Consider the following 11,786-nt stretch of genomic DNA (forward strand, 5'->3'; position numbering starts at 1 on the left):
CCAACTGCGGCTGATGCACATGCACCAGCCCCTCCGCCGCCATGTCCGCGATCACCACGCGAACCACACCCAGCGGAATCCGCAGCAACGCCGACACCTCGGCCACCGACCGCACCTGACGGCACAGCGTGCTGATCGCCTGGCGTTCCGGGGTGAGCATGGAAAGGTCCTGGTGCATCACCGTGGCGGAGGACACGAGTGCCTCCATGGCGAGCTGGAGCCGCGGTGCCGTACGCCCGCCGGTGACGGCGTACGGCCGCACCAGGGAGCTCTGCTCCGTGGGCGCCGGCGTCGGCGGGGGGTTCATGCCGCCGTACTGCCGGTGGGAGTCGTCCACCGGCGGATAGGCCTCGTTGTTCCAGCCGCCGCCTGCCACAGCGTCCTCCTGACCTTTCCGCTCGCGCACCGGAAGCCGGCGGCCGTCCCGGCCGCCCGCTCAGGGCGTCTTCCCCGATCTGTCCTCCACCGCGTGCCTCACTTCGCGGGGGCTTCCGTCACCGCGGATGAGACGACTGGAGCTCGGCGCGGACCGCGGGGGTCAGCACCTGGCCCGCCCGCTCCACCAGCAACGTCATCTGATAGGCCACCAGACCCAGATCGGAATCCGCCGCCGCCAGCACCGCCAGACAGGACCCGTCACTGATCGACATGATCAGCAACAACCCCCGCTGCATCTCCACGACCGTCTGCGTCACCGGGCCACCCTCGAACACCCGCGAGGCACCCTGCGTCAGACTGATCAACCCGGCCGCAACCGCCGCCAGCTGATCCGCCCGGTCCTTGGGAAACCCGTCCGAGAACGCCAGAGGCAACCCGTCCGCCGACACCACCACGGTGTGCGCCACACCCGGCACGTTGTTCACGAAGTCCGTGATCAACCAGTTGATGCCGCGCGCGGCCTGGCTCATTTCCCTCATCAGTCCTCCTTCTCACTGTCCTGGGCATCGGGCGTGCCCAGGGCCGCCGCCCCGGGATATCCCTGGTCCTCTCCGGCCTCCCCGCGGGCGACCGCCCGGCCCTGCCGGATGCCCTGCTGGAAGCTGGAGAGCCTGTTGCGCACCCGCTCGGGCGAGAGCACGGGCGGGGGCGGCGGCGGGGTGGCCGCCGCTGCCGCGGCGGGTTCCGCGGAAGGGGTGGAAGCCGTCGCCGAGCCGGGCACCAGGTTGGCCTTGGGCACCCGCTTGGGCAGGCCGGACGAGGTGACCCCGCCCAGGGCCGGCTCACTGGCCGCCTTGGCCGCCTGCCAGCCGACGTCCGCCGGGGACGACCAGGTCCTGGTGTCCGCATCGACCTCGTCGTCCGAGTCGCTCTTCTCCGCCGGAACGTCGACCTTCTTGAACCAGTCCGACTCGACCGCGGCGAAGATCGGCAGGAACTCCTCCTCCGACTCCAGCGGCGAGGTCCGCACCACCGGCAGCGGGCCGGTGTTGTCGTCGCCTTCGAAGGCGCCGTGTCCGGTGCGTCCGGGCCAGCCGGCGCCGGTGTCCTGCGGAGTGCCGGGCCAGGAGCCGCCTCCCGGCGGGGGCAGGTGGCCGGGCCAGGGCGTGTCCACGGGAGCCTCGCCGACGTGACCCCGGCTGAAGGGGTTGGTGTCGAAGGGGCTGGACTCGAACGGTCCTGAGTCGAAGTTCGTGGTCTCGAACGGGTCTCGCTCCGACGAGGTCTGCTCGGACGGCGCCTTGTCGAACGGCGTCTTGTCGAAGGCCGCCCGGTCGAACGGTCCGGACTCGAACGGGCTGCGGGAGAACGGGTCGGGCTGCCCGCCCTGACCGAAGCCGCCGGTGTCGAAGGGGTTGCGGGCGAAGGGATCGGACTCGCCCGGCCGCCCCGCACCGCCCGTCTCGAACGGGTTGCGCGCGAACGGGTCGCCGTCGGCGCCACGGTCCTGCGGCGGCTCGAAGGGGTTGCGGGCGAACGGGTCGGGGTCGAAGCCGACGGTCTCCCGCGGGAAGGACTCGAAGGGCCCGCGCTCGAAGGGGTCCGCGCCGGGGGCGCCGACACCGGGCGCGTCCGCGCCGAACACCGGGGTGCGCGGCGGGTTCTCGAACGGCGTCGGGCTGGCGAGGGCGGGCGCGTTGCCGAACATGGCGGCGCCGAACTGCGGCCCGGTTCCGACCGCCTGCATGGGGCTGGTCAGCTCGGGCTGCGGCATCCCCGGCACGCCGGGGAATGCCGGGCCGGCGTTGGCCAGCAGCGCCTCGGGCAGCAGCACCATGGCCGTCAGGCCACCGGTGTCCTGCTGGCGCAGCTGCACGCGGATGCCGTGACGCAGCGCCAGGCGGCCGACCACGAACAGGCCCATGCGGCGGGACACCGAGACGTCCACGACCGGCGGGTTGGCGAGCCGGTAGTTGGTCTGGGCCAGCTCCTCGGGGGTCATGCCGATGCCCTGGTCGCTGACGGAGATGATCAGGCCGCCGCCGTCGATGCGGTTGCTCGACACCGTGACCTTGGTGTCGCGGGGCGAGAAGGAGATGGCGTTCTCCACCAGCTCGGCCACGAGGTGGACGACGTCGTTGACCGACTGACCGACGACCGACGCTCCGCCCTGCACCTGGAGGTCGACGCGCTCGTAGTTCTCGACCTCCGACAGCGAGGCGCGCACGACGTCGACGATGGCCACCGGCTGGCCCCAGCGGCGTGCGGGCTCCTGCCCGGCGAGAACCAGGAGGTTCTCACTGTTGCGGCGCATGCGGGTCGCCAGGTGGTCGAGCTTGAACAGGTTCCCGAGCCGCTGCTCGTCCTGCTCGCCCTGCTCCAGTCCGTCGATGAGGGACAGCTGGCGTTCCACCAGCGTCTGCGTGCGCCGCGACAGGTTCACGAACATCGCGTTGACGTTGCTGCGCAGCCGGGCCTCGTCACCCGCCAGCCGGATGGCCTCACGGTGGACCTCGTCGAAGGCCCGCGCGACTTCGCCGATCTCGTCGCGGCCGACCACCCGCATCGGGGTGATGGGCGGGACCTCGGCGGCGTCGCCGGCCTCCCGCAGCTTCTGGACCGTGTCGGGGAGGCGGCTGCCGGCGATCTCCAGCGCCTCGCTGCGCAGCCGCCGCAGCGGGCGTACGAGCGAGCGGGCGACACCGGTGGTGACGAGCAGAACCGCGATCAGCAGGAGGGCGACGGCGACGGCCACGATGATGGCCCGCTGCTGCTCGTTGTCCTTGAGCGACTGGCTGCGCGCCACGATGGAGGAGGTCAGCTTGGCCTCGACGGTGCGCATCCGGTTGATGGGCTGCGACATCGCGTCGTACCAGAGGCGGGTGTCGTCGCGCACCGACTGGTCAAAGCCCTTGAGCGGGAAGCCCGCGTTGGCACGGTCGAGCACCAGCGTGCGGATGAACTCCGCCTGGTCGACCTTGCCGCCGGTGACGGTGTTGTCGTAGTCGGCGCGCTCGCCGGCGGTGGCGCTCCTGCGGAAGGCGCGCAGCTCGCTCTCCTCGGCGGACACGGCACCGAGGAAGTTCTGCAGCTGGGCCTGCTCGAAGCGGGCGTTGGGCAGCACCGTGGTCAGCAGGCCGCGCTGCAGGGAGTCGTTCTCCTTCGCGCGGGCGAGCGCAGCCAGCGTGACGGACGAGGCGGCGAGCCGGTCGTCCTGGGTGCTCTTGGCCAGCTCGTCCTGCACGGCCATCAGCGTCTCGATGACGAGGGTGTACTGGTCGAGCACCGCGCTGGGTTGCAGGTTCCCCTGCATGGCCTGGCTCCGCAGGACCTCCACGCCGTCGAGCTTGCCGAGGATGTGGTCGATCTCGTCGGAGGCGCGGCTGCTCACCTTCGTCCTGACCTCGTTCGCCAGGTCCCGGACGGCGGTGGCCGCCTTGTTGGTGAGAAGGGTCTGCGCCTTGACCGCGGCGGTCGCCTTCGCCGGGTGGCCGAGCGTCGCGTTCCAGGCGGCGCGGTCGCGTTCCGACTGCAGCTCGTGGGTGAGGCCCGCGACCTTGTCCACGAGCCGCGCCAGGTCGCTGATCTGCTGGTACTCGGACGCCGTGTTGACCGAGGTGACGACACGCAGGCCGCCCAGCAGCAGCGCCGCCAGCGTCGGGATGAGGATCAGCGCCACAAGCCGGGAGCGCACGCGCCAGTTGCGCAGGAGAAATCGACTCCCCTCGTCGGGCTCCTGCTCAGCCGGAACCCCGGTCCCGGGGCTCTCGTCGGTCCGGGGGTCTTGTGTCCTCACAGGCTTTGCAACCTCTCGCCGTATGTGCGCACAGGGGGGAATGTCTCAGCACGGATGTGGCTGGCGTGACGTGGGAGACGTCCTGCAGGCGAGGGTAATTGCAGCACACCGACACCAGGGAGGCCAACCGAACACCCGTGCACAAATAGCCTAGACAGGCATGTACATGACGTTATTTCGTTAAATATCGGGTCAGCATCAATACCGAATTGTGCCCCGCCGGGTAGGCGGGGATCTCGGTGATCGGACCTTCGGAGGCGCGGATCGCCGTCGGCCGGACGCCGCGAGGGCGGCACCCTCCGGGGTGCCGCCCTCGCCGTCCCCGTCTGCGGGGCGCGGCCTGTCGGGAACACGACGTTTCCCAAGCTCAGTACTGTCTGCCGTACGCGGCCCGCACGGTCAGCACGTACTCGACCAGGCTGATGAGCGTGGACTTGACGGCCTCCCGCGAGCGCGCGTCCGTACGGACGACCGGGACGTGCGGAGCCAGCGACAGCGCCTCACGAACCTCCTCCTCCGAGTGGAGGAACTGCCCCTCCCAGCCGTTCATCGCGACCAGGAAGGGAAGCTGCGCCTCCTCGAAGTAGTCGATGGCCGGGAAGCAGTCGGCGAGCCTGCGGCTGTCGACGAGCACGACCGCGCCGATGGCACCGCGGACGAGGTCGTCCCACATGAACCAGAAGCGGTGCTGACCCGGCGTGCCGAACAGGTAGAGGATGAGGTCCTGGTCGAGCGAGAGCCGGCCGAAGTCCATGGCGACCGTCGTGGTCGTCTTGTTCGGTGTGAGCCCGAGGTCGTCGATGCCCGCACTGGCGTCGGTCATCACGGCCTCGGTCGTCAGCGGCAGGATCTCGGAGACGGCACCGACGAAGGTCGTCTTCCCGACGCCGAACCCACCCGCCACGACGATCTTCGTCGAGGTAAGACCACGGCTAGAGCCTGCGTAGTCCACTGAGCACCCTTTCGAGCAGGTTAAGGTCTGGCTGTCCCTGGTTCAGCTGCGGCATGTGCAGGCGGACCAGACCCTCGTCGGCCATGTCGGCGATCAGCACACGGGCCACGCCTAGCGGGACCCGGAGCAGTGCCGAGATCTCCGCGACCGATCGTACAGAACGACATAGCATCATGATCGATTCCTGCTCTGGACTGAGCAGGGCATAGTCATTGCTCTTCAAGGTCACCGATGATACGAGGGTTTCCATCGCCATGTGGTAACGCGGCTCGGATCGGCCACCGGTGACGGCGTACGGACGGAACAGAGGCTCGTCCTCTGACCCGTCACGATCGCGCATCGCCCTCTCCTCTGATCATCGCCGCGACGTCTGCAACTCGGCACGCAGCGCCGGAGTGAGCACCTGTCCCGCCCGCTCCACGAGCAGGGTCATCTGGTAGGCCACCAGGCCCATGTCGCAGTCAGGCGCGGCGAGCACGGCCAGGCAGGAGCCGTCGCTGATCGCCATCACGAGCAGCAGTCCCCGCTGCATCTCGACGACGGTCTGCGACACCGTGCCCCCCTCGAACACCCGCGCGGCGCCGGCGGTGAGGCTGAGCAGGCCTGCGGCGACCGCCGCGAGCTGGTCGGCGCGGTCGGGGGGAAAGCCGTCCGATTGGGCCAGCCGCAGGCCGTCCGACGACACCACCACCGCGTGCGCCACGCCAGGCGTGCTGCCGACGAACTCGGTGATCAGCCAGTCGAACCTGCGTGCATCCACGCTCAGCTCAGTCACGAGCCCTCCTCCTCTTGACCCGACCCTTCGGCGAAGCCTCCGGCCGTCTGGGCCCGGCCTCGCCTTACACCCTGCTGGAAGCTGGACAGGCGGTTGCGCACCGCCTCGGCCGAGACCGGGGGGCGCGGGGCGGCGGAGGCAGGGCCGTCCGCGCCCACCGAGCCGGGAACCAGATTGGCCTTCGGCGTGCGCTTCGGCAAGCCCGCCGCGGTCACGCCGCCCAGCAGGGGGTCCCGGGCGCTCGCCGCGGCATGGAAGCCGCCGTCGGCCCGGGATCGCCACCCGCCGGGACCTCCGCTCTGCGCCTGGGGGGCGGAGACGGGTCCGGAGGCGGTCGCGGAGGCGGTGGCGGAGGTGGCGGCGGAGCGCGGCACCCTCGCGATCTCTCCGGTGCTCTCGCCGGGCTTCTCGCCGGCCTTCCCCGCGTCCGGCTCCGCGCCGGTCCGCGTCGAGGGCGCGGACTGCGGCCCGGTGTCCGAGGGACGCCGGAACCACGCCGACTCGACCGAGGCGAAGATCGGCAGGAACTCCTCACCCTGCTCCAGCGGCGACTCCTCCACCGACGGCAGCGGCCCGGCCGACGACCCCGGCTCCCCGGCGGTTCCCGCGGGCGGCGTGGCGCCGGCGAAGGCGGCCGGCCCGGTGCCGGACAGAGACGGCATGAACGCCGTCGGCCCCGTGTCCGACGAGGAGCCGGTGCTCGGCGGGGAGAACGCGGTCGGCCCGGTGTTGGACGAGGAGCCGGTGTCCGACGGAGAGAACGCCGTCGGTGCGGTGTTGGACGGGGAGAACGCGGTCGGACCGGTGCTGGACGGAGATGCCGTGAACGCAGTCGGCCCGGTGTCCGACAAGGAGCCCGCGTCCGACAAGGAGCCCGTGTCCGACGAGGAGCCGGTGTCCCACGAGGAGCCCGTGTCCGACGGAGAGAACGCCGAGGGTCCCGGAGAGCCGCCCCGCTGCGGGAGTCCCGTCGGTCCGGTGGGCAGCGACGGCCACGACGGCTCGGACCGCTCACCGAACGCCGGCCGGCGGGGGTCGCCGTCCGGCGCCCTCCCGGGCAGGCCCGGCACCGAATGCGGCCCCGACTGCTCGGTGAACGCGCCTTCCCCGTACGGGTGATCCGCGGGCGTGGGCGGCGCATCCGCCGTCGGCGCGCCGAACGGGGCGAACCCGCCCGTGCCGGTGCCGCCCGTGCCGGTGCCGCCGAACCCGTTCCCGCCCGGAGCGTGTCCACTGGCCGCCGAGGACCTGCGGGCCCCGAGGCCGCCGCCCGCCGCGTCGTTGCCGGAGTTCCAGGGTTCGAACGAACCGCCTCCCGGCGTGGGAGCGAGCGGGTCCGGCTCGGCGAACGCCTGCCGGGCCGGCAGTCCGGCCGCCGTCTGCTCGGCCGGGACGGAGGGACGCGGCACCACGGGCTGGTCCGCGTTGGAGATGAGCTGGACGGGGAACAGCACCATCGCGATGACTCCCGCGCCGTCACCCCGGCGCAGCTGCACCCGGATGCCGTGACGCAACGCGAGGCGGCCGACCACGAACAGGCCCATCCGGCGCGACACCGAGACGTCGATCGTGGGCGGTTCCGCGAGGCGGCGGTTGATCTCCACGAGCTCCTCGGGCGACATGCCGATACCCGCGTCGGTGACGCCGAGCATCACGGCGCCGCCCTCGACGGGGCTGCTGGAGACGACGACCTTGGTGTTGCGCGGCGAGAAGGCGATGGCGTTCTCGACCAGCTCCGCCAGCAGGTGGACGACGTCGTTCGCGGCGTGCCCGGCGATCGCGATCGTCCGGGGAATCCGGACGACGACCCGCTCGTAGTCCTCGACCTCCGACAGCGAGGCGCGGACCACGTCGACCAGCCGGGCGGGCTGGCTCCGTTTCCGCGGCGGCTCGTGACCGGCGAGGACCAGGAGGTTCTCACTGTTGCGGCGCATGCGCGTGGCCAGGTGGTCCAGCTTGAACAGGTCGGCCAGGCGCCGGCCGTCCTCCTCGCCCCGCTCCAGGCCGTCGATCAGCGAGATCTGCCGCTCCACCAGCGTCTGCGTACGGCGGGAGAGGTTCACGAACATCGCGTTGACGTTGGTGCGCAGGCGGGACTCCTCCGCGGCCAGGCGCACGGCCTGGGTGTGGACCTCGTCGAAGGCCTGCGCCACCTCGCCGATCTCGTCGGTGCTGTCGACCGCGATCGGCTGCACCTGGGACTCGCGTCCGGTCTCCTCGGACTCGCGCATCTGCCGCACGATCTCCGGCAGCCTCCGGCCGGCGATGTCGAGCGCCTCCGCCCGCAGGCGGCGCAGCGGCCGGACCATCGACCGCGCGATGAGCACGGTCGTGACGAGCACGAGCACGAGGAGCGCGAGGATCAGGCCACCGGCGATGAGGGCGTTGCGCTGCTCGGCCGACTGAAGGTCGCGGGCGCGGCTCTGCACCAGACCGGACACGCGGCCCTCGACGGCCGCCATCTGCTCGATCGCTCTCGTGCTGTCCTGGAACCACTGCTGAGCCGTCCGGTCCCTGCCCTGGTAGCGGTTGAGGGACTGGTTGTGCAGGCCGAGCGTGAGCGCCCACGACTTGGTCAGCTCGCCGTTGACCACGTCCTTGTCGCCGAAGAGGGTGACCAGGCGGCTCGCCTCGGCCGCCGGGGCCTCGGTGTAGTACGTCGCCAGGTAGCTCTGCTGACGCGACTGGGAGGCCAGGAAGTCCTGCAGCTCGAACGTGGTGAAGGTCTGGTTGCGCTCCAGCAGCTCACGGGTGAGGGTGGCGCGCTGCAGCGCCGCCTCCTCCTTGGCGTGGGCGAGAGCGTTGAGAGCGCGGACGTTGCCCACGATCGCGGGGTTGTCATCGTTGTTGCCCAGTTCGTCCTGCAGGCGCAGAACGTTGGCGATCAGGGCGCTGTAGTCCTCCGGCGCGCCGTTCTCGCGGATGCCCTTGAGGCTCGAAAGGCGGCTCGAGAGCTGCTGCGCCTGTTCCACCGCACGCGTGCCGTAGTCGGTGTCGAGGTCGTTGAGGTCGGCCTTCACCTGCTGGATCAGCGGGTCGACCGCGGCGCGCTGCTGGGTGCGGGTGACCTCGGTCTCCCCGTCGACGTTGAACGCGCGCCTGCTGTTGCCGCCCCAGACGAACAGGTCGCGTTCGAGAGCCAGTTGCTCGGCCAGGTCCCGCAGGTGCACCGAGTATTCCGCCGCCGACCTGGTCCGCTGGTAGGCCGTCAGGCTGTCGATCGAACCCACGACACGGATGCCGCCGAGGAGGACGGCCACGATCGTCGGGGCGACGATCAGCGCGGTCAGACGTGTTGGCACTCGCCAGTTGCGCGGCGAGAGACGACTCCGCCGCCTGCGGTTATCGGTTTTCGACTGCTCCATGCTCACCGGCCCCGCCATCGTTCGGCCTGCCTTCACGCGTCTGGACAGCATGAAGTGACACAGCTGTATAAGCGGGGACAATTCGACCACAAGGTCACGATGGTGAGCGGCCCTACCCCTGCCCAAGCGTCCCAATTGTTACCAAGAGGTGAGGATCGTTACCCCTTATCTGAGGGCCGCGAGCACGTGCTCTCGCACCTGGATGCGCTGCTGCTCATCGAGGAGGGGGCGGCCCGTGCGATCCGCCACATAGAAGACGTCCACCGCTTCCGCGCCCAGCGTCTCCACCCGCGCGGCCCGTACGTCAAGGCCGCACTCGCCGAACGCGCGGCCGATCCGCCACAGCAGGCCGGGCCTGTCGTGCGCCCGCACCTCCACCACGCTCGCGGTGAGGGACGCGTCGTCCACCAGGGTGACCCGGGGCGGCGCCACCGGCACCCGGGACGGCCGCATCGACCTCGCCCGCCGTGCCAGGCGCTGCTCGATGTCGAGTCGTCCGGCCAGGACGAGGCGCAGGTCGGCCTCCAGCGTCGCGGGGTCGGGCGGCGTGCCGTACTCGGGGACGACCACGAACTCGATGACGGCCGTCGACCCTGCGGACGCGGCGGAGGCGGAGCGGACCGCCATGCGGTGCGCCGCGAGCACCCCGGCCGCCCGCCACAGCAGACCCGGCCGGTCGGGCGCGACCACGGTGACCGCGCTTCCGTTCACGCGCACCGCGCCGCCGCCGTGCCGGGCGAGCGCCGTCTGCTCGGGGGAAAGGGCCGGCGCGGGCGCCGGCGGCGCGCCGGACAGCACCGACCGCACCCGCCGGACCAGTTCGGAGACCAGGGACGCCTTCCAGGAGTTCCACGCGGCCGGGCCGGTGGCGTTGCCGTCGGCCACCGCCAGCGCGGACAGCAGTTCGAGCACCTCCCTGGACCCGACGGCCTCCGCGACCCTGGAGATGGTGACCGGGTCGTCCAGGTCCCGCCGGGTGGCGGTCTCCGGCAGCAGCAGATGGTGCCGCACCACGGTCGCGAGAATCTCCACGTCGGCCGGGGGCAGGCCCATGCGGGCGCCGATGTCCCTGGCGACGATCTCGCCCGTGGTGGAGTGGTCGCCCGGCCAGCCCTTGCCGACGTCGTGCAGGAGCGCCGAGATCAGCAGCAGGTCGGGGCGGGACACCTCCCGGGTGAAGGCCGCGGCCCCGGCCGCGGTCTCGATGAGGTGCCGGTCCACGGTGTAGCGGTGGACGGGGTTGCGCTGGGGGCGGTGCCGTACGCGCTCCCAGTCGGGGATGAGCTTCACGAGCACGCCGGCCTGGTCGAGCTCCTCCCAGACCGGTACGGCCGCGCGCCCCGCGCCGAGCAGCGCGACCAGCGCGCCGCGCGCCTCCGGGGGCCACGGCACGGGCAGCGGCGGCGACTGGGCGGCGAGCATGGAGACCGTCGCGGGCGCGAGCGGCAGCCCGGCCTCGGCGGCGGCCGCGGCCGCGCGCAGCACGAGCGTGGGGTCGGTGCGCGGGTTGGCGCCGCGGGCCAGCACGACCTCGCCGCCGTGCTCCACGACACCGTCGGCGAGCGGCCTGCGGCCCCGGGGCGCGGGACCGGTGAGCAGCCGGTCGACCGTCCGCCAGGTGGCGTCGAAGGCGTGGGAGACGGTCCGGCCCGCCTCGGCCAGGCGGCGCATCAACGCCTCGGCGTCCAGCAGGCCCAGCGTGCCGGCGACCGCGTCCTGCTCCTGGAGCACCAGGCGGTCGGTACCGCGCGCGGTGACGAGGTGCAGCCCGTGCCTGATGTCCAGCAGCAGTTCGTAGGCCTCGCGGACCCGCGGGCCGGGCGCCGAGGCGACCCATGCGGCGGCCACGGCCTGCATCGCCTGCACGTCGCGCAGGCCGCCTCTGGCGTCCTTGAGGTCGGGTTCGAGCAGGAAGGCCAGCTCGCCGCCGGACTCGGCGCGCTTGTCGGCCGACGCGCGCAGCTCGGCCAGCCTGCGCCGGGAGTCCGCCCGCCACTCGGCGAGCACGGCCTCCCGCACGGCCCTGGTCAGCTCGGGGTCCCCGACCACATGCCGCGCCTGGATCAGGCCCAGCACTGCCTTGAGGTCCTCCCTCGCGACCTTCACCGCCTCGTCCACCGTACGGACCGAGTGGTCCAGGCCGATCCCGGAGTCCCAGATGGGGTACCAGATGCGGTCGGCAATCCTCGCCACATCGTCGCGGCCGTTGTGCAGCAGGACCATGTCGAGGTCGCTGCCCGGGGCGAGCTCGCCCCGCCCCAGGCTGCCGACCGCGACCAAGGCGACCCCGCCGATCCCGTTGAGGCCGGCCCCGCCCTGCCCGATACCACTGGGGCCGGCCCCGGGGGAGGCGGCGGGGCCGCGCTCGTCGAGGAGGCCGCCCTTCCCTCCCGATCCCCCCTCCCGCGCGTACGGCCGTGTGGCCGCCGTGCGGAACAGATCGGTGAGCCATCTGTCGATGTCCGCGGCCCGGTCCTTGCGGACCGCGGCGAACGAGCGCGCCTCCCCTCTCATCATCCG

Annotated in this window: 8 protein-coding genes; all 8 read right to left on the reverse strand. The window is 71.9% G+C overall.

Going from position 1 to position 11,786, the window contains the following annotated elements:
* A partial coding sequence (locus tag FLX07_RS15220; RefSeq protein ID WP_396801406.1) for a DUF742 domain-containing protein occupies positions 1 to 376 on the reverse strand: 376 nt, incomplete at its 3' end.
* Positions 377 to 494: 118 nt separating this feature from the next.
* Positions 495 to 917 (reverse strand): roadblock/LC7 domain-containing protein, encoded by a 423-nt coding sequence (locus tag FLX07_RS15225; RefSeq protein WP_138462164.1) that lies wholly within the window; start codon positions 915 to 917, stop codon positions 495 to 497.
* A complete protein-coding gene (locus FLX07_RS15230; protein WP_142571449.1) occupies positions 917 to 4,174 on the reverse strand; it encodes a sensor histidine kinase in 3,258 nt (1,085 codons plus the stop codon). The genes FLX07_RS15225 and FLX07_RS15230 overlap by 1 nt, the downstream gene beginning before the upstream one ends.
* 367 nt (positions 4,175 to 4,541) lie before the next feature.
* Entirely contained in the window at positions 4,542 to 5,078 is a 537-nt protein-coding gene (locus FLX07_RS15235) for a GTP-binding protein (RefSeq protein ID WP_229689775.1), read from the reverse strand.
* A 28-nt stretch (positions 5,079 to 5,106) separates the two neighbouring features.
* Positions 5,107 to 5,466 carry a DUF742 domain-containing protein gene (locus FLX07_RS15240; protein WP_142571451.1) on the reverse strand — a complete coding sequence of 120 codons (360 nt, stop codon included), beginning with the start codon at positions 5,464 to 5,466 and terminating at the stop codon, positions 5,107 to 5,109.
* Positions 5,467 to 5,481: 15 nt separating this feature from the next.
* A complete protein-coding gene (locus tag FLX07_RS15245) occupies positions 5,482 to 5,901 on the reverse strand; it encodes a roadblock/LC7 domain-containing protein (protein ID WP_142571452.1) in 420 nt (139 codons plus the stop codon).
* Positions 5,898 to 9,203 (reverse strand): nitrate- and nitrite sensing domain-containing protein, encoded by a 3,306-nt coding sequence (locus FLX07_RS15250; protein ID WP_167748249.1) that lies wholly within the window; start codon positions 9,201 to 9,203, stop codon positions 5,898 to 5,900. Before FLX07_RS15250 ends, FLX07_RS15245 begins: the two co-directional genes overlap by 4 nt.
* A gap of 228 nt (positions 9,204 to 9,431) precedes the next feature.
* Positions 9,432 to 11,783, reverse strand: coding sequence for a [protein-PII] uridylyltransferase (locus FLX07_RS15255; protein ID WP_223853430.1), 2,352 nt, complete (start codon positions 11,781 to 11,783; stop codon positions 9,432 to 9,434).
* Between the last annotated feature and the right edge of the window lie 3 nt (positions 11,784 to 11,786).

The sequence above is a fragment of the Microbispora bryophytorum genome (assembly GCF_006874465.1).
Lineage (GTDB): Bacteria > Actinomycetota > Actinomycetes > Streptosporangiales > Streptosporangiaceae > Microbispora > Microbispora bryophytorum.

Coding starts and splice junctions, on each gene's coding strand:
- FLX07_RS15255 (WP_223853430.1), bottom strand. CDS start 11,783: ATGATGAGAGGGGAGGCGCGCTCGTTCGCCGCGGTCCGCAAGGACCGG.
- FLX07_RS15225 (WP_138462164.1), bottom strand. CDS start 917: ATGAGGGAAATGAGCCAGGCCGCGCGCGGCATCAACTGGTTGATCACG.
- FLX07_RS15240 (WP_142571451.1), bottom strand. CDS start 5,466: ATGCGCGATCGTGACGGGTCAGAGGACGAGCCTCTGTTCCGTCCGTAC.